Source organism: Actinomyces oris, from assembly GCF_001929375.1.
GTDB classification, from domain to species: domain Bacteria; phylum Actinomycetota; class Actinomycetes; order Actinomycetales; family Actinomycetaceae; genus Actinomyces; species Actinomyces oris_B.
On record NZ_MSGO01000018.1, the window covers coordinates 1 to 23317 of the forward strand.

Annotated in this window: 16 protein-coding genes; 11 read left to right on the forward strand and 5 right to left on the reverse strand. The window is 66.4% G+C overall.

Features of this window, described 5'->3' with window-relative positions; all coding sequences use genetic code 11:
• Window positions 1–110: 110 nt before the first annotated feature.
• Window positions 111–1529, reverse strand: coding sequence for an MATE family efflux transporter (locus tag BKH32_RS05100; protein ID WP_075248939.1), 1419 nt, complete (start codon window positions 1527–1529; stop codon window positions 111–113).
• Between the two features lie 672 nt (window positions 1530–2201).
• Here BKH32_RS05100 and dnaB point away from each other — a divergent pair.
• The 5 genes from dnaB (at window position 2202) to BKH32_RS13525 (ending at window position 7864) form a co-directional block, all read left to right on the forward strand.
• A complete protein-coding gene (gene dnaB, locus BKH32_RS05105; RefSeq protein ID WP_075248940.1) occupies window positions 2202–3626 on the forward strand; it encodes a replicative DNA helicase in 1425 nt (474 codons plus the stop codon).
• A gap of 192 nt (window positions 3627–3818) precedes the next feature.
• Window positions 3819–4187, forward strand: coding sequence for an SAV_915 family protein (locus BKH32_RS05110; RefSeq protein WP_075248941.1), 369 nt, complete (start codon window positions 3819–3821; stop codon window positions 4185–4187).
• Window positions 4188–4195: 8 nt separating this feature from the next.
• Entirely contained in the window at window positions 4196–4483 is a 288-nt protein-coding gene (locus BKH32_RS13515; protein ID WP_143222713.1) for a hypothetical protein, read from the forward strand.
• A complete protein-coding gene (locus tag BKH32_RS13520; RefSeq protein WP_143222714.1) occupies window positions 4480–5679 on the forward strand; it encodes a WXG100 family type VII secretion target in 1200 nt (399 codons plus the stop codon). Before BKH32_RS13515 ends, BKH32_RS13520 begins: the two co-directional genes overlap by 4 nt.
• Before the next feature lie 1156 nt (window positions 5680–6835).
• Window positions 6836–7864, forward strand: coding sequence for a hypothetical protein (locus BKH32_RS13525; protein WP_143222716.1), 1029 nt, complete (start codon window positions 6836–6838; stop codon window positions 7862–7864).
• 730 nt (window positions 7865–8594) lie between these two features.
• Here the strand turns inward: BKH32_RS13525 and BKH32_RS05120 are convergent.
• The 4 genes from BKH32_RS05120 to thiD form a co-directional block, all read right to left on the reverse strand.
• Complete coding sequence (locus tag BKH32_RS05120) at window positions 8595–9371, reverse strand: hypothetical protein (RefSeq protein WP_075248942.1); 777 nt, start codon at window positions 9369–9371, stop codon at window positions 8595–8597.
• Window positions 9368–10342, reverse strand: coding sequence for an ABC transporter ATP-binding protein (locus BKH32_RS05125; protein WP_075248943.1), 975 nt, complete (start codon window positions 10340–10342; stop codon window positions 9368–9370). The genes BKH32_RS05120 and BKH32_RS05125 overlap by 4 nt, the downstream gene beginning before the upstream one ends.
• Window positions 10339–10686, reverse strand: a complete 348-nt coding sequence (locus BKH32_RS05130) for a PadR family transcriptional regulator (RefSeq protein ID WP_075248944.1) — start codon at window positions 10684–10686, stop codon at window positions 10339–10341. Before BKH32_RS05130 ends, BKH32_RS05125 begins: the two co-directional genes overlap by 4 nt.
• A 307-nt stretch (window positions 10687–10993) precedes the next feature.
• Window positions 10994–11800 (reverse strand): bifunctional hydroxymethylpyrimidine kinase/phosphomethylpyrimidine kinase, encoded by an 807-nt coding sequence (gene thiD, locus BKH32_RS05135; RefSeq protein WP_075248945.1) that lies wholly within the window; start codon window positions 11798–11800, stop codon window positions 10994–10996.
• A gap of 224 nt (window positions 11801–12024) precedes the next feature.
• Between thiD and BKH32_RS05140 the strand changes: the two genes are divergently transcribed.
• The 6 genes from BKH32_RS05140 (at window position 12025) to BKH32_RS05165 (ending at window position 23300) form a co-directional block, all read left to right on the forward strand.
• Complete coding sequence (locus tag BKH32_RS05140) at window positions 12025–13542, forward strand: DUF3375 domain-containing protein (protein WP_075248946.1); 1518 nt, start codon at window positions 12025–12027, stop codon at window positions 13540–13542.
• Between the two features lie 7 nt (window positions 13543–13549).
• Window positions 13550–14353 carry a DUF4194 domain-containing protein gene (locus BKH32_RS05145; RefSeq protein ID WP_256690960.1) on the forward strand — a complete coding sequence of 268 codons (804 nt, stop codon included), beginning with the start codon at window positions 13550–13552 and terminating at the stop codon, window positions 14351–14353.
• A gap of 8 nt (window positions 14354–14361) precedes the next feature.
• Window positions 14362–17874, forward strand: a complete 3513-nt coding sequence (locus BKH32_RS05150) for an ATP-binding protein (protein ID WP_256690962.1) — start codon at window positions 14362–14364, stop codon at window positions 17872–17874.
• On the forward strand, window positions 17871–19202 hold the full coding sequence (locus tag BKH32_RS05155; RefSeq protein ID WP_075248948.1) for a Wadjet anti-phage system protein JetD domain-containing protein: 1332 nt from the start codon (window positions 17871–17873) through the stop codon (window positions 19200–19202). Before BKH32_RS05150 ends, BKH32_RS05155 begins: the two co-directional genes overlap by 4 nt.
• A gap of 185 nt (window positions 19203–19387) precedes the next feature.
• Entirely contained in the window at window positions 19388–21391 is a 2004-nt protein-coding gene (locus tag BKH32_RS05160; protein ID WP_075248949.1) for an alpha-amylase family protein, read from the forward strand.
• A gap of 250 nt (window positions 21392–21641) precedes the next feature.
• Window positions 21642–23300 (forward strand): L-serine ammonia-lyase, encoded by a 1659-nt coding sequence (locus BKH32_RS05165; RefSeq protein ID WP_081376701.1) that lies wholly within the window; start codon window positions 21642–21644, stop codon window positions 23298–23300.
• Window positions 23301–23317 lie beyond the last annotated feature (17 nt).

Below are 23317 nucleotides of genomic sequence, written 5' to 3' on the forward strand. Positions count from 1 at the left end.
GGGCGACGGCGTCGTGCTGGTTGTCCGGATCGTAGGGTAGGTCGCGAGGTCGTAGCCTTAACCCACGACCTCGAGGCATAAGGCACGACCGCGCGGTCGGGAACCGGCGATCAGTGGCGCCAGGCGGTGCCGCGGGCCCGCAGGTAGGTGGTGGCGCCGCGGGCGGCCATGAAGACCCAGGCGAAGGCGATCCACAGCAGCACCAGGCCCGACGTCGCCCCGTCAGCCCCTGGCAGCACACCGCCCCCGATGAGCAGCGCGAGCGGCACGTAGGGCACCAGCGTCACCAGGCCCGCCCGGGCCAGGTAGCGGCCGTCTCCGGCGCCCATGAGCACACCGTCGAGCAGGAAGACGACGCCGGCGAGCGGCTGCGCGCTCGCCGCGACCAGGAGCGTCGGGGTGGCGGCCGCGATGACGCCCGCGTCGGAGGTGAAGGCGCGGGGCAGCCAGGCGGCGCCGGCCGCCATGAGCGCCCCGATGAGCACACCCGTCCCGGCGCCCCAGGCCAGCATCCGCCGCAGGAGCTCGTCAATGGACCAGCCGGCGGTCGCCACAGCCGCCCCGGCCTCCTCCTCGGTGGGGGCCTCAGCGTCCGGTGCGGCGGGGTCCGCGTCCGCCCTCTGGGCCCGTCCCAGGGCGGTGCCGATGAGGGCCTGCGCCGCCACGGCCAGCGCGTCCAGGGCGAAGGCCGCGAAGGTCCACAGGGCGTTGACCACCTGGTGAGCGGCCAGCGACACCTCCCCGAGAGCGGTCGCCGCCCACACGGTCGCCAGGATCGCCACCCGCAGGCTCAGTGAGCGGATGAGCAGGGGCGTCCCACTGCCCAGGGACGCCCGCAGGCCCTGGCGGTGGGGGAGCAGACCCACTCCGGCCGCCTGGGCCGCTCGGGTGATCGGAGTGGTCAGCGCCAGCGCCATGGCCGTCTGCGCGATCGCGGTGCCTGCGCCCGAACCCGCGATCCCCATCCCGACGCCGTAGAGCAGGATCGCGTTGACGACGACGTTGAAGACCGCCCCGCCGGTGGCCACGACGAAGGGTGTGCGCGTATCCAGCAGGCCGCGCAGCACGCCGGTGGCCGCCAGGACGACGAACATGCCGGGCAGTCCCGGGCAGGAGGCGCGCAGGTAGGTCACGGCCGCCTGAGCCACCGCGCCGTCGGCGCCCATTGCTGCGGTCAGCCAGGGGGCCGTCAGCCCCAGGAAGGCGCCCGCCCCCAGCCCCAGCAGGAGCGCCAGCCACATGCCGTCGACGCCGGCCCGCAGGCCCTCGGTGCGCCGGCCGGCCCCGAACAGGCGCGCCGTCGTCGCCGTGGTGGCGTAGGCCAGGAAGACGAACAGGCCCACCGTCGTCGTCAGGATCGTCGAGGCCAGGGACAGGCCCGCCAGGCTCACCGCGCCGAGGTGGCCGACCATGGCCGAGTCCGCCAGGACGAAGAGCGGCTCGGCGATCAGCGCCCCCAGGGCGGGCACGGCCAGGGACAGGACCTGGCGGTTGAGGCTGCTGGAGGCGGGACGGCTGGTGTCGGGCACGGCCCCATTGTGGACCAGGGGGTCGCGCCGCAGCGATCCTCACGACCAGGTTGAGGATGAGGTTGAGGATGAGGTTGCCGGGCTGGATCGTGGACGTGACCGAGGCTACGGATCGCCGGATTGTCCTGGGGGATCGCACAACTATTCGCCGCCGAGGAAAGTACTAGAAGGCTGAATGTTCGCTGGAGATATGCCTAATGAAGCCGATGTTCGGCCGAGGCGACGGGGTCTGGGGATAACTGGAACGAATCACCCTGTAGAGGAGGTACAAACGGAGTGGACCTCAAGTCGAAGATGATGTTTGTCCACAGGTTTACCCACTTGTCCACAGACGACATTGTGATGTCGTGGGAAGAGCCTATAGGAAGGCTGAACCCTTCGATCGCCGTGATGACACCGAAAAGTCGCACACCTGTGGGGGAGTGGCGTCAGGTGCGCACATCTGTGTCCACAGCACGCCCACGTCTGTCCCCAGGCTCCGGGGGTCTTCCCACAGCGGTGGTGCGGATATCCCCAGGGCGGGTGAACTTGAGAGTTTGCGGGGCCTGCCCGATGGCGTTATCGTCACGCGCGCGCTCCACGCGGGCGAGCGTCTTCCTGACGCGGCGGGCCGTCGTCGGGAGCAGTAGGACGAGCCGGGACCAACCGGCGTGACAGTGCGGGAGGTGGCCGATGGATCACGGCATGGGCGCTCAGGCCGGCTCGGGCGGCGCCGACGGCGGAAGCGTCCGCACCGACAGCTCCGCCTTCGACCGACTCCCGCCCCAGGACCTCGAGGCCGAGATGGCCACGCTCGGCGGCATGCTCCTGAGCAAGGAGGCCATCACCGACGTCATCGACGTCCTGCGCGGCCCGGAGTTCTACCGCTCGGCCCACGAGTCGATCTTCGATGCGATCGTCGAGGTCTACAACCGCTCCGAGCCCGCCGACCCGCTCATCGTCGCCGACGAGCTCTCCAAGCGCGGCGAGCTCGAACGCATCGGCGGCGCCCCCTACCTGGCCACTCTCATGGCCACCGTCCCCACCGCCGCCAACGCCGGCTACTACGCCCGCATCGTCAAGGACAAGGCGCTCATGCGCGGCCTGGTCCAGGCCGGCACCCGCATCACCCAGCTGGGATACTCCACCGACGCCGGCGACATCGCCGAGCTCGTCACGCTGGCCGAGGCCGAGGTCTACTCGGTGGCCCACCACGAGGGGGAGAAGGAGGACTACGTCGCCGTCTCCGAGCTCCTGGGGGAGGCCAACCTGGAGATCGAGGCCGCCCAGAACCGCGACAACGGGGCACTGACGGGTGTGCCGACCGGCTTCATCGAGCTCGATGAGCTCACCGGCGGGCTCCACCCCGGCCAGATGATCATCGTGGCCGCGCGCCCCGCCATGGGCAAGTCCACGCTCGCCGTCGACTTCTGCCGCTCGGCGTCGATCCACCACGGGATCACCAGCTGCTACTTCTCCCTGGAGATGGGGCGCATGGAGCTCATGATGCGCATCCTGGCCGCCGAGTCCAGCGTCGACATGAACAAGCTGCGCGGCTCGCGCCAGATGGAGGACCGGGACTGGACCGACGTCGCCGTGGCCTACAACCCCGTCTCCAACGCGCCGCTGTTCATCGACGACTCACCCAACCTCACCATGCCGGAGATCCGCTCCAAGGCGCTGCGCATGAAGCAGCAGCACAACCTGGGGCTCATGGTCATCGACTACCTCCAGCTCATGAGCTCGGGCAAGCGCGTCGAGTCGCGTCAGCAGGAGGTCTCCGAGTTCTCCCGCTCCCTCAAGCTGCTGGCCAAGGAGCTGGAGATCCCGGTGATCGCCGTGGCCCAGCTCAACCGCGGTCCCGAGCAGCGCACCGGCAACAAGCCCCAGATGAGTGACCTGCGCGAGTCCGGGTCGCTGGAGCAGGACGCGGACATCATCGTGCTGCTGCACCGCCCGGAGTACTACAACAACGAGGAGCGCCCCGGCGAGGCCGACATCATCGTGGCCAAGCACCGCAACGGGCAGACCCGCACCATCCCGGTGGCCTTCCAGGGGCACGTGTCGCGCTTCGCCAACATGGCGCGCGACGTCACCCCCGAGCCCGCCTACGATTAGGACGGCCCGGCAGGGGCCGGCGCCGGGAGGCCCGCTGAGTGCTGAGGCCGGCCTGCGGCGTCGTCGGCGGTGGATGGCCGGCGACGTCACGATGGGCTCTCCGTGGGTGGTGGTCGGTACTTTGGGGGAAGCGTGAAGGTTCCTGTTCACGACCTGTTGCTACCTGCGCCTCGGTTGAATACCGTTGCTCCCATGTCCCACGACTACTATCTCTTGTCCCCGAACGACCCGCCACGGCCAACTGCTCCGCAGAAGCAGGACAGTGTGCCGCAGGAGAGTGAGGCCCCGCCGGTGGGCGAGCGAAGGCGGGAGCTGCCGATGCCTCCTGTCGTCTATGTGCCTTGCACGCCTGGCGATGACGGGATCAGCCATCTGGCCTACAGGAATCTGGATGACGGTCGGGTGGCGCTTCTGGTCTACACGGCTCTGGATCGATTGATCGACCTGGCTGGTGATGTTCACTGGGCGCTGTTGGACTGGGACGCCCTCCAGCAGGCGCAGGATCTGCAACACTACGACATTATTCTTCAGGACGTCAGAATTCCGGAGGACCGGCGATGAGTGGAACGGTGAAGATTGATAGCGCCACAGCCGAGTCGGCTATTTCTGGGTTGAACGTGGCTCAGGATGAAATCAGCCAATGTGACGGGACTGGCCCAGAACAGGTTGATGCAGGTGCGGTGACGGATGTTGTACTGGCCGCACTACAAGAAGTACTGGGAAGTACTGATGAGCTGAGTAGTGGAATTGATGGGTTCTGCAGTAAGTTACGTGGGACGGTAAGTAGTTTCTCAGCGACAGATCAAGAAGTCAGTGATGGTGCACAGGCACTGAACTGGAAGAGGGACAAGCAGTGAGCATTGAGACGAAGGTTGAGGGGAATCCGGATCAGATTACCAGTCTAGCCAACTGGTTGACTTCTTCGTTGGAACCGGCGGTGAGCACGTCGGGCGACAAGCTTAGCTCGGCTAAGAAAGACCTCGGATCGGAGTGGCAGGGCGAAACCGCTGAAGCGATTGTCAGCTGGTTGGCTGATGCTGTGGGCGCCAGTGATTCCCTGTCGACCCGTATCACCGACATCGCGACGGCACTCACGACCTATGCGTCGATTCTCTCTTCAGTGAGGACTGAGGCAGAATGCGTCAGAAGTGATGCTACGGCAGGTGGCCTTGTGGTCAGTGGAACGGTAGTGCAAGAACCAAAGGACACCTCGGATACAAAGAAAACTGCGCTATACTCAAGTTTGTCTATGCGCATGTCCACAGCGCACTCGAAGCTCACCACCGGTCAGCAAGATCTCCGCACATCGCTGGCGTCCAAGGATGTTGATCGCGTGAGGAACGGTTACCTCATTTTTAGTACTGTCGCTGAATTTGCGCGAACTGGCGCACCAGCGCTCTGGACCGTATACACTCGAAATTTCTTTGCGGCGGAGGCAGTGCGTCTAATTAATATGGCTGGAGACATCCGTGCAGGAGTTTTATCGAACCTACCTGAGGGTGTACTAAATCCGGCTAATGCGCGCGCAGCGAATCGTACCTTAAATTACTCGCGAGCACTGGAGATGAAGGGTAACGGCATGTTATCCAAATCCCATACCTATACGGCATTCGGAAAGGGAACGAAGGCCGCACGGGTCGTTAAAGGTGCTGGAGCCGTTCTTTCTGTGGTAGGATTTGCGGCCGGATACTGGGCTGACAAGCAGGAAGGAGAGTCTAATGAACAAGCAGCGGTCTCCAATCTTGCTGCAGTCGCGGCAGGAACAGCGGCAGGGGCTGCAATTGGTTCGGCAGTGCCCGGTCCCGGAACTGCAGTCGGCGCCGTAGTCGGATTCGCGGCGACTGTTACAACGGCGTTTGTAGCATCAATGTTCACGGATGCGGCTGTGGACTCATTGTATGAGGACCATAAAGGTGTCAAGCACGCTCTCGCCGAAGGCGCCGATGCTGTTGTTCCAGATTTCATTTCGGATGATGTAGGACGTGATTTATCGAAGATGAATGATGCGATGCGACAAATGGCCGAAAACTGTAGAAAAGCAGCTAGTAAATGAACCTCGGTCATTGCGAGAACTCTGTCATTGAGGCTTATTCACAGCATCCGTCAAAGGTGCGGTGACCTGCGCAGATGCCAGTGTCGGCTAGCCCTGTGAATAAGCCTCATTCTCGAGGTGCTCATGCCGGTTGTATCTGATGGCCTCATTATGGAGTATATGTGCGCATCTCAATCGTGACATTTTGAGTCAAACTTGGTAAATGAGAGTCAATGAGCATGCGAAAAAGCAAGCGCGTCAGTAGACGCAACTCGCCTGGTATCGTCGACTGGCTATTGGCTCTGATATGGCCATTGATGGGCGTTGGTTTCCTGCTTGTCTTGTGGCGTGTGGACAATATAGTGCATGGTTCTGTTGAGGAGAGGTTCGGATATGCCTCTCTTGTTCTGGCATCTTTTGGGATGTGCGCATACTACTTGTGCTCGTCCCGAGAATTTGGTTACGCTGTGGTGATTCCGGAAATAGTCTGGAAGCAAACTGGGGTCCGGCTGGTTGCCGATAAGACCTTCGACCCTCTATTGTCGTTCATTATATTCTGGATGTCGTGCCTGTTCGCTGTTATCGGGATTATCCTGATAATAGTTGACCCCGAAGATGGAACGGATAGCATTCCTATCACGTATGTGGCACTCGCACTACTAACTGCTGTGGCGCTAGTATCTCTCGCACGGTGTGTATATTATGCCTGGATGAGACACAGGCGTAGGCGGTATCCTGGAGACATTGAGCTGACTCCTCAAGGAATTCGGCAACGTGTTGCTGATCGAGTTGTTGAAGTGTCGTGGCAGGACATTAACGTATGGGAGGGAGGGCGAAGAAGTAACATGGGTGAGTATACGGACCTATGGAATGCAGTCAGTAGGAAGCAGGTTCGTCGCTTCGGGAATCGAGAACCGAAACGGTACTCGGGTGAGCGTCAGCAGAACTTCGGAATACTCCTGACTCCGGTTGTCGACAATGATGCCATGCATACATTTATCTGGACTGCATGGACTGACCCGGCATGGGCCAATACCTTACTCTCATCACAAGATCGCGTTGGTTCACTTACTGAGATTCTTTCAGTGTCACGTCCTGAAGAGTCGTTGTTGTAGGAGAAGCTGAACCAGCGGTGCCAATCCGTGTGCGTGGGATGTGAGTAGGAAGGGTGATATAGGTGAGTGATTCTCATCAGAGTACTCTTGTCCTGGCTGAGAAAGAAAGGGTAGTCACGTATGGCAGGACGAAACTATATACATGGTTCTTTGTGATCTTCTGGTTCGTCGCAGCGGCGATGTTTGTGTACTTCGTGTGTTTATTCGAGATTTCAGGTAATCTCGTAGCGAGATACACCTCATGTGTTTTGATACTCGCCAGTGGTGTGTGCGCAAGCGCCAATGCGTATCTTTCAGACCGAATGTGTGGCTATCAGGTGCGGATTCCAGCAGTGATGTGGACTGAGCGGGGTGCGAGGATCCTTGCGGACAGAAACTTCGACCCTTTAATGTCGTCGATTCTGCTGAGGCTGGCGTGGACATTAGTGACGTTTGGTGTGATTGCGTTATTCTTGGCCGAGCCGGAGGAGGGTACTCCGGCGGTAGTTTCTTTAACGATTTTCGTCATGATAGGTATCTGTCTGTTTGGTTCAGTGGTTTATTATTGGTGGAAGCGTCGGAGGTGGATGCAGTACCCTGGTGATATTGATCTGTCTGCGGATGGAATGTATCAACGCCTCGAAGATCGAGTGCTTGAGGTTTCTTGGAAGGATATTCGCTCCTGGAAGGGGCTTGTGTGCAGATTCCAGGGGGAGACATATAGTAAATGGAATGTCGTTTGTAGTCGGCAGGTGAGTAGGAGGGTGTCTCAGGGAGCGCGGTCCTATGGGAGTCCGCGACCGCAAATATTTTATCCACTACTGAATGCCGTGGGTGATGTCGACAGCTTCAGTATAATGATCGCATCGGCACGGCTGTTCCCGGAATGGATTGAGAGTCTTTTTGCCGACCCGAATAGGGTGGAAAGACTGCGTAGTATCCTCACATTCAGGGACGGCCCGAAGGACTTCAGGCTCCATCTGGATTCATTGTCTGAAAGGCGCCCGGGCCTGCCTCTGCGCTATAGCGACCTGGTGATGATTGATCTGAGTGGACCCTCGTCGTTGTCTGAGAGACGCAGAGAGGAGATGTATGTGAATGGGTGCCTCTGATACAAGGAGGCTTATTCACAGCATCCGTCAAAGGCGCTGTGACCTGCGCAGATGCCGGCGCCGGCTAGCCCTGTGAATAAGCCTCAAGCCCTCCTGCGTCGGCGAGTCTGGAAGAGGAGCCATCTGAAGCGGCTGAGGGGCGGAGTACGCGCCAGGAACCATTGGACCTGAGCCAGGTGCGGGATGCGGCTTGCGGTCCTATATATTTCGAAGGAAAGCGCCCAGTGGCTATTTTTATTGGGGTTCTGTTTATTCTCATAGGCGCGCCTGCGGTGCGGATTCTGTGGGGCAGCTGGTGACACGAATGGATCACATTCTTTGTTGCACTGGCATGGGTCTTGTTCCTTTGTCGTTTGATCTCCATGTGGCGGCCCGTACTGAACCGATTCAGTCTCACCATTACCGAGAGTGGCATCATCGACTGCAGCTCCTACGGATTCAAAAGGTGCATTCCCTGGAGTGTCATTCGGGGATTTGCGGCCGGCCAGCAGTTCGTGCACTTGGCAGTTGATCGCCAGTCTCCTGAGTACCGATTGCTTCCCTGGACGGTGCGGGCATCCCTCTTCAACAGGAAAGTGATCGTGGCGAAGCACCTCAATTATCCTTCTCCTTTCTTGGCGATGATTTTGAGCAGGGAGAAGGACTTCAGTTTGGTCAGGCAGTTGTGAGGTCACTGGATCATGACTGGCCTGGCGAAGAGGAACAGGGTGGGAATGAGTCGATTCTCGATCTACCCGTGTGTGGGGGCGGGAATGCTCACCGTGCGCAGGCGCCGGACACCCACGGCCCAGTTCGCCGCCGTCAGCAGGACGGCCATGGCGGCACCATGCGCCAGCCCCCGGCGGAGGTAGTCGGTGGTCTCGGACCCCAGGTTCTCCACGACGACGCTCGCGAGCTCCCGGGTCGACCACAGCGGCAGGACGCGGGTCCAGCCCTCCGAAGGATCCACCAGCACCTGCACCGCCATGACCGACAGCAGCAGAAGAGCCCCCTCAAGGTCCCGTGGAACCAGGGCGGCGGCCAGGGAACCCAGGGGAGTGGCCACGGTGGCGGTCAGCAGCAGCATGACCGGCACCGCGCTCGGGTGGGTGAGCTCATCGCCGATCGTGGCCAGGACAAGGCCGCTGTAGAGCAGGCCGAGAATCCACCCGAGCCCGAGCACCGCGAGGTAGCGGCCCAACAGCAGGCTTGCGGGCGGCGCCCCGCTCACCGCGAGGCGGCGGTCCACCGAACGGGACGAGACCTGCGTGAACAGTGCCAGCGTTGCCGTCGCCCAACCCAAGCCGATCGACAGGAGCCGGATCGCGGTCCAGTGCGTCTCCAGACGCACCAGGAAGAAGGTCAGTGGCAGGAGAGTCGCCAGCGCGAGCGCGCCGCGCCGTCGGGCAAGCTCACGCAGGGTGACGAGTGCGACCAGGCCCGTGGTCGCGGCCATCGACCGGTACCGGGCGCCCTCGGTGCGGCCCCACTCGGTCTGCAGCGTGGACTGGTCAGGCGAGGCGCTCATGCGGACTCCTTTCGCAGCGTCCGTCGGGGCAATCGGAGGAAAGTCCGGCCGGCATCCTCCTGCGGGACCGGCAGCTCGACGACCCGGTCGACCAGATCGACGTCGCGCAGCAGGTGGGTGACCAGCAGGACGCCCGCGCCCGAGGTGCGCCAGGCCGAGATGAGGGCCCACAGGTCCTCGTAGGCCAGGGCGTCCAGGCCCTGGTAGGGCTCATCCAGGAGGAGCAGGTCGGGTGCGTTGAGCTGGGCGAGAGCGACGTTGAGCTTCTGCTGGGTCCCGCCCGAGAGCGTCCCGGCGGTCTGGTCTCCGCGGGCCGTCCATCCCAGGCGGGTGAGGAGACGGCGGCCGGTCGAGATGGAGCGGCCTTGCCGGATCCCGCGCGCCGCTCCGAAGAGCCGGAGGTGCTCGTCCACCGTCAGCAGCGGCGCCAAGGAGTCGAGCTGAGGCGCGTAGCCGAAATTCGGTGTCCTCTCGATGCTCCCACCGCTTGCGCGCAGCAGGCCCGCGCACAGCTGAAGCAGGGTCGACTTGCCGGCGCCGTTAGCCCCGACGACGGCGACGACCTCGCCCCGGTGGATGGTGAGGTTGACCCCGGACAGGACCGTGCGCCTGCCGCGGCGCGCGGAGACGTCTGTCAGGCGCAGGACCACGGGGGTTGCGGGCGAAGTCCTGGCAGATGTGGTGTCGAGACCGGCAGTGGCGGGGAGCGACGAGCTGAGTGGGGTTGGGGTGGGTGTTGCCGCCTGATAGTCCCGCAGCGCTGAGGCGACCTCGCGGGCGTAGAGGACCGCCGGCCCGTACAAGTCGCCGGGCGGCACTCCGGCCGCCTCGGCCTCCGCCCGGGTTGAGGCGGCCGTGCGCTCGACCTCGGAGGACGGCAGACCGTGGGAGGCAAGCTCCGCCGTGAAGCTTCGGTACCACTCGGCCGTCGTGTCCGGCTTCACGGCCCTGGCTTCCTCGAGCCGGCTCATGAGAGGACCTCCGTGTGTGTCTGGCCCTCGATGAGAGCACCGACCGCAGCGGAGAAGGATCGCCACTCGGCTCGTCGCGTGGCGAGCTCCGTGTGTCCGGCGTCAGTCAGCTCGTAGTACTTGCGGGCGGGCCCGGAGATGGAGGGGCGCCAGGAGACCGCGACGAGGCCGCGCTTCTCCAGGCGCATGAGAGCCGGGTAGAGCGTGCCGCCGGGTACCTCGTCCAATCCGGCGGCGGCGAGCCGCTGGGCCAGGGACATCCCGTAGTCGGCGTGCTCGGCCAGCAGCGAGAGCAGACAGGGTTCCAGGAATCCGCGCAGGAGGCGCGCCGCTGATGAGTCCATGGTTTATAGACTACCTAGTTACTAGGTTGTCTATCTACTGGACCGGCGTGCTGGTTCCCAGGGGCCGATCTGTCACGGATGGCGACTTTTAGGTGGGGCGGTGCTGCTTCATGCTGGTGGGCCTGGGGTATCTGTGCAGGTCAGGCCGGTGCGGATGGGTTGGTGGCCGCGGCGGTCCGCCTGAAAAGTCGCCAGGAGTGACAAACACGGGCGTGGATGACGCACATCCGCCGCCGACGGGCTGACAACCGTCGGCGGCGGTGAAGCGGGTGGGTCGGGGAACCGAGGGGCGCCTCAGCGGTGCGGCTCAACCCTGCCGGTACTCGCCCTGGTAGACGTAGAGGAAGGGCATGTTGCCGCGCAGCCCGTGCCGGATGGAGGAGGAGACGACCTCCTTGGCGGTGACGGCGGCCTCGAGCGGGGCGGCGCCCTTGGCGAGTTCGGCGGTCACCGCGGCGGCCAGGGTGCAGCCGGCGCCGTGGACGCGCTCGGTGCCCACGGCCTCAACCTCAAGGACCTCCAGGGTGGTGCCGTCGTAGAAGACATCCAGGGCGGTGCCGGTGCCCAGCGACGGGCCGGCCTTGGCCAGGACATTGGGGACTCCCTGGTCGTGGATGCGCTTGGCGGCGTCCTTGAGCTGCTCGACCGTGGTGATCTCCTCCATGCCCGCCAGCGTTGCGGCCTCGAAGAGGTTCGGGGTGGTCATCGTGGCGCGCGGCAGGATCTTGGTGCGCAGGGCGTTGTCCACCTCGAGCGCGCCCCCGAACTCCTGACCCTTGCAGATGAGGACCGGATCGAGCACCACGGTGGGGAAGTCATAGGTCTCCAGGGCCTGCTCAACGACATCGATGGTGGGCGCCGTGCCCAGCATGCCGATCTTGACGGCGTCAACGCGCGAGTGGACGGCGGCGCAGGTCTCGATCTGGTCGGCGATGACGCCGGGGTCCACCGGGACGAAGCGGTGGTTCCACCCGTCCTTGGGGTCCATGGAGACGATGCAGGTCAGGGCCGTGCAGCCGAAGACGCCGAGGGTGTGGAAGGTCTTGAGGTCGGTCTGGGCGCCGGCGCCGCCCGATGCCTCGGAGCCGGCGATGGTCAGGGCGATGGCAGTCATGGGGCAAGCCTGCACCGGCCGGGGCGCACGAGCCAAGCCGAGCTGGATACGTGGAAACGGCCCGCAGTCGGCTCGAAGCCCCGGTTCGTGTCGGAGGTGGCCGGTAGCCTGGATGCGCGTCCAACGTCGAGGGCCGAGTGGCGTGCCCTGAACGGAGCGTGACTATACCGGCGCGGGACGCCGAGAACGGTTGTGGATACGTCAGAGGAATCGGGAGGTGCGTGATGGCAGGGACCAGCGGAGTGGTTGCCAGCGCGCTGGAGCTTTCCCGTCTCGTATCCGGTGAGCGGGCCGATGCCGGACTGCATCTTCTGCGTCTGGACCTTGCACCAGTTGCCGCAGCGGTTCTGGCGGCGCACCTGGGCGGGCAGGTGCGGCGTCGACCTGTGGCCGAGCTCCATGAGCTGATCGACGAGGACCTGGCTGCCCTGCGAGAGGCGGGCCTGAATCTGCCGCAACGGGCCCAGGCCTATTGTGATCAGTGGCGCCGGGCCGGGATCCTCCTGCGCGCCTCCGTTTCCGGCAGCCGGGAGGAGACCTACGAGCTCTCCGCCCCGGCGGAGGCGGCCCTGCGCTTCCTCGCTCAGGTGGAACGTCCCCGCGCTGCCGTCACCCAGTCGCGTCTGGCTACTATCTCCAACCAGTTGCGGCGCCTGGTGCGTGACTCCGATCCTTCGCCGGCGGGCCGGCTGGCAGCGTTGCGTGCCGAACGAGACGCCCTGGATGAGGAGATCGCTCGTGTCGATTCCGGCGACTACACCCCGATTGAGGCCGATCAGGGAGCCGAGCGGCTTGAGGAGATCATCGCCCTGGCCGAGCAGGTTCCCGGCGACTTCGCCCGAGTCCGCGCCGAGATGACCGATCTCAACCGTTTGCTGCGGGAGCACATCGTGGCCATGAGCGGCTCGCGCGGCGAGGTGCTCGACGACGTCTTCCGCGGCGTGGACCGGATCGAGTCCTCCGAGGCGGGGCGGTCCTTCCTGGGGTTCTACGAGCTCCTGTCCGATGTGGAGTCCTCGGCGCGACTCGATGACGAGATCGACACGGTCCTGGATCGGGGCTTCTCCTCGCGTCTGTCGCCTGAGGACAGGAGGTTCCTGCGTCACTGGCGCTCCACCCTCATGGAGGAGTCCGGCTCCGTGCGTCTGACCATGACCGGCTTCTCCCGGTCCCTGAGACGGTTCGTGCAGAGCCGGGCCTTCGAGGAGCACCGCCGTCTGGCCGTTGAGCTCGCCCAGGCTCAGCGCCTGGCCGCCCGGGTGGCGGCCGGCACCCAGCCGCAGTACCGAATGACGAAGCATCTGGATCTGACCGGTGTCTCCTTGGCCAGCATCGGGTCCTGGCGGCTGCACAACCCGGCGGAGGGCACAGTCGATGAGGAGATCGTCCGCCATGACGTCTCAGGTCTGGACCTGGAGGCTGTGCGTGCGATCGTGCGTGCCAGCGAGATCGACATGGTTGAGCTCGAGGACGCCGTTGCCGCCTCGGTGGCGCGGCGCGGCGCGGCCACAGTGGCCCAGGTTCTTGAGGACTCGCCCGCTACCCAGGGTCTTGCCAGTGTTATCGGCCTCCTGCTGCTGGCGCGGCGTCGTGGGCAGGTGGTCGACGGCGTCGAGCGCGTGACCTGGATCTCTAAGGCTGGTCGGGAGCGTGCTGCCAGCGTTCCCCGGCTCCTGTTCACCTCCGAGGCCGGGGAACATCGTCAAGCAGAGGGAGCAGCGCATGCAGGCCAACCGACCTGAGAAGCAGGTGGCAGAGCAATCCGTGAACCGGGCCCTCGCCGAACCGGAGGGCCGGGCCCCGCATCCGGAACAGGGACCGGATGGACTCGTCCGGGGCTCCACCGGCCACGCCGCCCTGTGGGAGGGGGACGCCGGAGGGCTGGCCCGGGACACGCGCCGAGCCCTTGTCCGTCTCCTTCAGGGGCCCTACGTCAGCTCGGAGCTCCACCCGGACCTGTGGAACGCCGTTGTCTCCGATGAGCCCAGTGTGCGCCGCTACCTGGCGGACCTCTTCCTCACTTTGGTGATGGACCGTGACGTGGGCGTCGCCTTTGTGCGTAACGTTGAGGATCCCAGCGGGCAGGCGCCCTCCGTCGTGAGATCGCTGCCTCTGACACTTGTGGACACGGTGCTCCTGCTGCACCTGCGCACCCTCGTGCTGCGGGGCGAGACCAGCGGGCAGCGCGCCTTCGTCGACCGCTCCGAGCTGCAGGACCACCTCGCGGTCTACCGTCCGCACGCCTCCACTGATCACGCCGGCTTCGCCAAGCGGGTCAATGCCTCGATCAATAAGATGAAGGACGCTTCGATACTGCGTACCACTCAGGTGCCTGACCGTTTCCAGATCTCCCCGGTGCTCAACCTGATCTTCGGCCCTGACGAGGTCGCGGCGATCGCCGCCGAGTACCGTCGGATGCTGGGGGAGGATGCCGGTGAGGCCGACGACGCCGCCAGCATCGATAGCGCTGATCGTCATGGGCGCCGTAATGACAGTAACGGCGATGATGGCAGTGATGACGCTGCCGCATCGGCTGAGAACAAGGTGAAGTGATGGGCACGGTGAGCTCTGCGAAGGGCGTGGGCGCAGGCGCTGTCCAGAGCGCTACAGCGGGGCAGCACAGACTCGCCCGGATCCAGGTCTATAACTGGGGCACCTTCGGTGGCCACCACGACCTGCCCGTCCCCCGCTCGGGCCTGCTGCTGACCGGTCCCTCGGGCTCCGGCAAGTCCTCCCTCCTGGACGCCCTGTCCGCCGTCCTGGTGCCCGCCAAGCACCTGCGCTTCAACGCCGCCGCCCAGGACGCCGGCACCAATGACCGTTCCCGCACCGTCCTGTCCTATGTGCGTGGCGCCTACAGGCGGGTCACGCAGGAGACCACCGGCGAGGTCGTCACCGACTACCTGCGGCCCGGCGCCACTCGCAGCGGCATCGCCTTGACCTTCACCCGCCTGCACCCCGCAGATACTTTGACGCTGCTCAAGCTCTACCACGTGCGCAGCGGAGCGGACTCGGCCAGTCAGGTCGAGATCCTCGTCGAGGGCCAGCAGGACCTCGTCGAGCTCGTAGGCATGATCCGAGAAGGGGTAGACAAACGGAGGCTGCGTCAACATCTGGGAGATAGGGCTCGCTTCTTCCAAGGCTACAGTTCCTTCGCGGCAGCCTTCCGACGACGTCTGGGACTGTCCGGCGAGGTGGCCCAGCGCCTCCTCCACCGCACTCAAGCCGCCAAGAGCCTGACCAGCCTGGACACGCTCCTGCGTGACTTCATGCTCGATACCCCCAGCACCTTCTCCTTGGCTGATGATGCGGTGGAGCAGTTCGCCGAGTTGCGTGACGCGCATGCGGCCGTTGTCGATGCCCGCAGGCAGGAGGAGATCTTGGCTCCTCTGCTGCCTCTGAGCCGTACCATCAGCCGGGCGCAACAGGATCAGGAACTTAGCGAGAAGCTCTCCCAGAGCGTCGATGCCTACGTCCGCCGGCTGCGCCGGGACCGGCTCGAGCAGACTCGGGACCGGGCCCGCGCCGCCGTCACCGCCCTGGACGGGGAGGTTCAGAGCGCTAAGCGTGCCGAGGACAGAGCCCGGGCCGAGGTCCAGGACCTCACCACCGCCAGGGCCGGGGTGGCAGGCAGTGAGCTCCCGGTGGTACAGGCTCGCCTCGAGTCCGCCCGCAAGGACCTGGCGCGAGTGGAGGACCAGTTGCGCAACCTGGCCGGACACCTTGGCGTCCTGGGAACCGAGCCTCCGCAGACGGCCGCCGCCTTTGCCGAGCTCGCCGATCAGCTGGATCGGGAGGCCCGTGAGCTTCGGGTCCAGCTGGAGTCTTTCGAGGCGGAGGCGCACGCTGTGATGCGGGACAAGCTCGAGCTCGCCGACCAGCTGAAGGCGCTGCGCACCGAGGCTGAGCGCATCACCAGCACCCGCTCGGCCATGGCCCCGGACCTGCTCGACGCCCGCGAGGTCATCTCGCGCGCCACCGGTCAGCCGGCTTCGGTCCTTCCTTTCGTCGGCGAGATCCTCACCATCGTGGAGGGGCAGGAGACCTGGCGTGTCGCGGTCGAGGCGGTGGCCTCCGGGTTCGCCCGCACCATGCTTGTTCCCGAGCGCCTCTATCGGCAGGTCGCTGACGCCGTCGACGTCCAACGGCTCGGCACCCGCTTGTCCTACCTTCGGGTCCTGCCCGGTGGTGAGGCTCGCAGTGTCAGTCCCGACGCCTTGGCCCGCAAGCTGCGGCCAGTGGAGGGCACCGACTACGCGCAGTGGCTCGACACTGAGATCCTGCGACGCTTCGACCACCGCTGTGTCGAGGACGCCGCCGCGCTCGCGGGCGTGGAACGGGGGGTCACCCGCGCCGGTCAGGTCAAGTCCTCGCGCACCGCCCACCTCAAGGACGACCGGCGGGACCTGACCAATCCCCGGTTCTGGACGATCGGCGTCGACGCCGCCCAGCGCCTCGACCAGGTCAGTCAGGAGGTGGACCGGCTCCGGCGGCGCGAGCGCGAGGTGAATGCCCGGCTGGAGGACCTGACTCGGCGGACCCACCGGATGCAGGAGAGACGTGACGCCTGTCTGCGGGCCGCGGAGTCGACCTGGGAGGAGGTCGACGTGACCACGGCCAGTGGCGTCGTCGCTGACCTGGAGGCCCGGTGCGCCCGTCTGACCCAGGACCTGCCGGGACTGGTTGAGCTCGATACCCGCCTGGAGGCCGCCCGCGTGGCGGAGGAGCAGGCCCGCGAACGGCACATCAGCCTGCAGGCGAACCTGGAACACCAGCGTTCCCGCCTGGAGGAGACCACCAAGGAGCTCGAGCGCCTGGCGGTGGAGGACGAGCCCGACCTGGATGAGACCCTGAGCGAGGATCTCGATAAGCGCTTCAGGTCCCGCAAGCGACATCCCACTCTTGATGAGATCGGGCAGGTCGCCACAAGCGTCACCCGCGAGCTGAGCCAGGAACGTCAGCGGTCCCTGCGCCAGGAGAATGAGGCTCTGCGCGACGCCGTCAGCATTATGGTCAGGTTCGGGGAGCAGTGGCCGGCGGCGGGAGCGGATGTGCGCCCCGAGCCCGCTTACCTGGATGACCACCTCAAGGTCCTCAAGGATCTACGCGCTGACGACCTGCCGCGTCACGAGCGGCGGTTCTCCGAGCTCCTCCAATCGCAGTCGAGTCAGAATATCGGCCAGCTCGCCAGCGAGATCCGCCGCGCCGTCAGCCAGGTCCGCACCAGGATCGGCCCGGTCAACGATGCGCTCCAGGACACCGAGTACTCACCCGGCCACCACCTGCGCATCGAGGTCTCCGAACGCAGGCTGCCCGTCGTCGCAGACTTCCTGGCGGATCTCGCCACGATCTCGACGGGATCCCTGGACCTTGCCGATGAGACGCAGCAGGAGGCCGAGGCGCGCTTCGAGCTGCTCAACGCGGTGATGACACGGCTGGCCTCCTCCGAGCAGCGAGACCTGACCTGGCGCAACCAGTGCTTGGATACGCGGCTGCACGTGTCCTTCACCGCTGTCGAGCGCGATGAGCACGGTACCGCGGTGGACTACTACGAAGGTGCGGGCGGGCTCTCCGGAGGCCAGCGTCAGAAGCTGGTTGTCTTCTGCTTGGCCGCGGCTCTGCGCTACCAGCTCACCGAGGCCGGTGACCCCGTCCCCGGTTATGCGCTCGTCGTCCTGGATGAGGCCTTCGACAAGACCGACACCGAGTTCACCCGCGCCGGCCTCGACGTCTTCAGCGGATTCGGTTTCCAGCTCCTGCTGGCCACACCCATGAAGATGCTCCAGACCCTGGAGGAGCACGTCGGCGGGGCCGCCATGGTCACCAATGACGCCGAAGGACGCTGCTCACAGCTTTCCCTGGTCCTGTTCGAGAACACCGAGGATACCGAGAGTGCCGGGGGCGCTGAGCACGTTGACGACGTCGAGAAGGAGGGGGCTGTGGCGGGGGCCGACGTCGTCGTGGCCACTGACCCGCGGGGGGCGGATAAGACGGCGGCCTCGGCGTCCGGCACCCACGAGGACAACGAGGAGAACCTCTTCTCAGTCCTCACTGATGAGGAGGGTTCGTTGTGAGGGACCCTGACGACCTGAGCTCGCGAGCAGCTAAGCGCTACAGGCAGGCTTTGCCGACCTGGGCCGCCGATCCCAGTAACGCCCGCAATGAGCGGCTTGTTCTTCCGCTCGATGCGCCTACGGAGAAGCAGGCGTTGAACCGTTCCGAGGAGGTCACGCGATGGATCGCCTCATGGCGCCAGTGGGAGAGGATGTGGGGTGATCACGGTGGTCGCCTTGAACGCGCCTCGCGGCGCTGGACCTCCATGGGTGTTCAGCAGGTTCCCGTCCGAGCCGTCCTTGACGGAGCGGGCGCCGTGGCCCGTGCCTGCGGCCGGTTGCAGCACTGGCGGCGGGCCGAACGGCGGGCATCTCGAATGCGAGATGTTCTTACCGGGTTGTGTCAGTCGCTCCGTGATCAGGATGAGGATCTCGGGGCAACGGGAGAGGGCGGGGCCAAGGCGGTGCCGGGGGATGAACAGACTGATGCTGCTGCTGCGATCTCAGCGGCCATCGCCTCCGTCATCACCACCGTGGCGGACTACTCGGACGACGATGTCGAGCGACTCCTCGGCGCCGTCACGTGGCTTACCGCTCACCCGGTCTCCGGCCTCTATCTGCGTCAGCTTCCGCTGGCCGGCATGGACACCAAGTGGCTGGAAGCCCACCGGCGTGTAGTTCTGCGCCTGCTCGGGGCGCTCCGGGGGGAGGATGCCCGCGATGTGGAGCTGGGACTGCTCACCCCGCCTCGGCACACGGTGCGATTGAGGGTCCTCGATGCCGGCCTCGCGCCGTCGGGGTTGCGCGATCTGGCGGCGCCTGTTGCGGAGCTCAACCGGCTCTGGCCCGCCCCACGGAACGGTGACCTGCCCCAGCGGTCGGAGTCGGTGCCCGCGACTGTCGTCATTGTGGAGAACCTGACGACCTTTCTCGCTCTGGAGGACTGTCCGGGAACTGTGGCCCTGTGGGGAGCCGGATACGCCGTCGACGCCGTCAGCGACCTGAGCTGGGTGCTCCGAGCGCAGCGGGTCCTCTACTGGGGGGACGTCGATGTTGACGGGCTCGCCATCCTGGCCCGTCTGCGATCCCGTCTCCCGCAGGTTCGATCGATCCTCATGGGCCCCGAGGTCCTGGAACGCTACGCCACGCTGGTGGTCCCAGACCCGGCGGCTGACAAGCATGAGGGGCGGTCCGTCCCCGACGGGCTCACCGCCTCTGAACGGTGGGCGTGGGAGGTTGTGAGCACCCGAGGCATCCGGCTGGAGCAGGAACGCGTCGCCTGGCCGCACGCGAGCAAGGAGGTACGGGCGGCCCTCCAGGACCGTCCCGGCCCGCCAGTGATTGAGTGAGTCGGGGTGGGCGGGATCTCGACGATTCCGCCCACCCCGACAACACGGATGGTTCCGCGGGCTCAGGCGCTGGCGATGGTCCAGCGGCGGCCGACTGCGCCGCCGCCTCACCGACGACCGCCCCGGCCGGCGCGAGAGTGAGGAAATCAGTACCACGACGGCGTCGAATCGGGGACCATAGATCTATGAGCGCCACCGTCCCGCCCCCCGCCTCCCTCAACGACATCGTCTTCCACGTCCTGGACCCGCTCGAGGCCGTGGAGCGGGACATCTTCCTCACGCGCGCCGAGGCCTGGTACCCCGATCTCCTCGACGGGCTCACCACCCTCTACGGCGACGCCGCCGAGGAGGCGGCCATCAACCTGCTGGCCCTGGCCGCCCGGGCCTACGCGGAGCGCGACTACGAGCTGCGCCGCCTGGACCTGGCCCGCACCCTCGACCCTGCTTGGGCCCAGCACCCCGGCCGCGTCGGCTACGCCGCCTACACCGAGCGCTTCGCCGGCACCCTGCGCGGCGTGGAGGACCGCATCGACTACCTGCGCGAGCTGGGCGTCACCTACCTCCACCTCATGCCCCTGCTCACCCCGCGCCCCGGCGACTCCGACGGCGGCTACGCGGTGGCCGACTACCGCACCGTGCGTCCGGACCTGGGCACCATGGAGGACCTCGAGCACCTGGCCGGCGAGCTGCGCGCCGAGGGCATCTCCCTGGTGGTGGACCTCGTCCTCAACCACGTGGCCGCCGAGCACGAGTGGGTGGTGCGGGCGCGCGCCGGCGAGCAGCGCTACCGCGACTACTTCCTCATCTTCCCCGACCGCACCGAGCCAGACGCCTACGAGCGCACCCTGCCGGAGGTCTTCCCCGACTTCGCCCCCGGCAACTTCACCTGGGACGACGCCGTGGGCGGCTGGGTGTGGACCACCTTCAACTCCTTCCAGTGGGACCTCAACTGGCGCAACCCCCACGTCATGGCCGAGTTCGCCGACATCGTCCTGGACCTGGCCAACCGCGGCGTCGAGGTGCTGCGCCTGGACGCCATCGCCTTCACCATCAAGCGCAAGGGCACCGACTGCCAGGGCCAGCCCGAGGTCCACGCCATCACCGAGGTCCTGCGTGCCCTGACCCGCATCGCCTGCCCCGCCGTCGACCTCAAGGCCGAGGCGATCGTCGCCCCCACCGAGCTCCTCCAGTACCTCGGCCAGGGCAAGTACACCGGCAAGGTCTCCGACCTGGCCTACCACAACTCTCTCATGGTCCAGGTCTGGTCCATGCTCGCCGCCCGCGACACGACGCTGGCCGTCGAGGCCCTCCAGAACCTGCCGGTCGAGCCCTCCACCACCGCCTGGATCACCTACCTGCGCTGCCACGACGACATCGGCTGGGCCATCGACGACGACGACGCGGCCGCCGTCGGCCTGTCCGGCTACGACCACCGGTCCTTCCTGGCCGACTGGTACAGCGGCGAGTACCCCACCTCCGACGCCGCGGGCCTCGTCTTCCAGCACAACCCGGCCACCGGGGACCGGCGCATCGCCGGGACGGCCGCCTCACTCATCGGGATCGAGGCCGCCACCGAGGCCTGGGAGGGCGTCACCGACGAGACCCCCGAGCACGAGGTCGAGGCGCTGTGGACCTGGCGTGAGGAACGGATCCACGCCCTGCGCATGGCCTACGCCATCCTCTACGGCTGGGGCGGCATCCCCGTCCTGTGGAGCGGGGACGAGCTCGCCCAGCCCAACGACCCCAACTGGGACACCGAGCCCGGCCACGAGGCCGACTCGCGCTGGGCCGGGCGGCCCCGCCTCGACGAGGCCCGGCTGGTCAACCGCCGCGACCGCTCCACCGTCGAGGGGCGCGTCTTCACCGACCTGGCGCGGATGGCGCAGGTGCGCGCCGGCCTGCCCCAGCTCGACGCCGCCGTGCGCACCCAGGTCCAGGACGTCGACGACCCCGGGGTGCTGGTGACCTATCGGGACCACCCGCGCGGCAGCTTCGTGGGCGTGTACAACGTGACGCCGCAGTGGCGCTCGGTGGCCGCCGACCAGCTCGCCCGGCTCGGCGTCATGGGGGCCACCGACGTCCTGACCGACACGGTCCCCTTCGGCTCCACCACGCTGGACGGGGCGGGGGACGGCCGCGTGCCCGTGCCGCCCTACGCCGCCTGGTGGCTGGTGCGCCCCACGGACTGACGGTCTGGGCTTTCATGTAACCACGCCCGGAGCGACGAGCGGGCTGTTGTGTCACAAATGGAGACTTTTCGGTCGGCGGCTGTGCTCACAGGGCCGATGCTGAACGCATATGCGCAGGTGAGAAGCCTGCCGGTAGAGACCAGACGAACGACTTGTGTATGAAAAGTCGCCAATCGTGACACCGAAGGCCTATTCGGGGCTGAGATCGCATAGCTTGGGGCCGAGGCACCGGGCGTGCATCATTAAGGACGTGACCCGCCGCAGCCTGTCCACCTCGACGCACACCCCCGATTCCGCAGCCGGTTCTACGACCACGGCGGTCACCGAAGCGCCCGCCGCCCGGGAGACCGCGCTCGTCTCCGCGGCACTGGACTCGGCCACGCCCGCCGCCCTCCTGGCCGGGGCCATCGACGTCGAGCAGGCGCCCCGCCCGCTGAGCGTCTTCGACCTCATGCGCATCGGCATCGGCCCCTCCTCCTCCCACACCGTGGGCCCCATGCGAGCCGGCCGCGCCTTCGGTCGGGCCCTGGCCGAGGCGGTCCGCCCGGGCGGCGCCGGGGCGTCCGACGGCGAGTGCGCCTCACCGGTCCCGGGCGCCGGCCTGCCGCAGCCCACTCGCGTCACCGTCGAGCTCTACGGCTCGCTGGGCGCCACCGGCCGCGGGCACGCCACCGACCGCGCCGCCGTCATGGGGCTGGCCGGCTACGAGCCTGAGACGGTCCCCGCCGTCGTGTGCGAGTCCCTCATGGAGGAGGTCGAGGCCGCCGGGGAGCTGGTGGTCGACGGCGTCGGCCCCGTCCCCTTCAGCCCGGGCGCCGACATCCACTTCCTGCCCGGGCGGGTCCTGCCCTACCACGTCAACGGCATGACCCTGACCGCCTACTGCGCCAGCGGCGCCGAGATCCTGCGCCGCACCTACTACTCCGTGGGCGGCGGCTTCGTCATGGAGGATGTCGGCACCCCCGGGGCGCCGTCGATCCAGGCCCTGGCGACCGCCTCGGCCACCCAGGCCCACGCCACCCCCGCGCCCTTCCCCTTCACCACCTCGGCCGCGATGCTGGCGATCTGCGAGCGCGAGGGCCTGAGCGTGTCCGACGTCGTCCTGGCCAACGAGCTCTCCGCCCGCAGCCGCAAGGAGGTCATGGCCTATCTGGACCGACTGCGCTCCACGATGCGCGCCTGCATCGAGGCCGGCATGAACGCCGAGGGCATCCTGCCCGGCGGGCTCGGGGTGCGCCGGCGCGCCAAGGCCCTCCACGAGCGGCTGTGCGCCCAGTCGACCGGCCCGGCCGCCGCCTTCACCATGGCCGACCCCCTGCGCGGCATGGACTGGGTGGACCTGTTCGCGCTCGCGGTCAACGAGGAGAACGCCGCCGGGCGCCGCGTCGTCACCGCCCCCACCAACGGCGCGGCCGGCATCGTCCCCGCGGTCCTGGCCTACTACGAGCGCTTCATCCCCGGGGCCGACGACGATGGCGCCCGCCGTTTCCTGCTGGCCGCCACCGCCGTGGGCGGGCTCATCAAGACCAATGCCTCGATTGCCGGGGCCGAGGTGGGCTGCCAGGGGGAGGTCGGGGCGGCCTCCTCGATGGCGGCCGCCGGCCTGGCCGAGGCCCTGGGTGGGACGCCCGCCCAGGTGGAGAACGCCGCCGAGATCGCCATGGAGCACAACCTGGGGCTCACCTGCGACCCGGTGGGCGGACTCGTCCAGATTCCCTGCATCGAGCGCAACGCGGTGGCCGCCGTCAAGGCCATCAACGCCGCCCGCATGGCCCTGTGGGGCGAGGGCCGGCACGCCGTCAGCCTCGACACCGTCATTGAGACGATGCGCCAGACCGGCGAGGACATGCTCGCCAAGTACAAGGAGACCTCCCGCGGGGGACTGGCCGTCAACGTCGTGGAGTGCTGATCGGCGTCAGGGTTGAT

Excerpts from the sequence above, each read along its gene's own strand:
- dnaB (WP_075248940.1), top strand. The coding sequence starts at position 2,202 with ATGGATCACGGCATGGGCGCTCAGGCCGGCTCGGGCGGCGCCGACGGC.
- BKH32_RS05110 (WP_075248941.1), top strand. The coding sequence starts at position 3,819 with ATGTCCCACGACTACTATCTCTTGTCCCCGAACGACCCGCCACGGCCA.
- BKH32_RS05120 (WP_075248942.1), bottom strand. The coding sequence starts at position 9,371 with ATGAGCGCCTCGCCTGACCAGTCCACGCTGCAGACCGAGTGGGGCCGC.
- BKH32_RS05125 (WP_075248943.1), bottom strand. The coding sequence starts at position 10,342 with ATGAGCCGGCTCGAGGAAGCCAGGGCCGTGAAGCCGGACACGACGGCC.
- BKH32_RS05130 (WP_075248944.1), bottom strand. The coding sequence starts at position 10,686 with ATGGACTCATCAGCGGCGCGCCTCCTGCGCGGATTCCTGGAACCCTGT.
- thiD (WP_075248945.1), bottom strand. The coding sequence starts at position 11,800 with ATGACTGCCATCGCCCTGACCATCGCCGGCTCCGAGGCATCGGGCGGC.
- BKH32_RS05140 (WP_075248946.1), top strand. The coding sequence starts at position 12,025 with ATGGCAGGGACCAGCGGAGTGGTTGCCAGCGCGCTGGAGCTTTCCCGT.
- BKH32_RS05160 (WP_075248949.1), top strand. The coding sequence starts at position 19,388 with ATGAGCGCCACCGTCCCGCCCCCCGCCTCCCTCAACGACATCGTCTTC.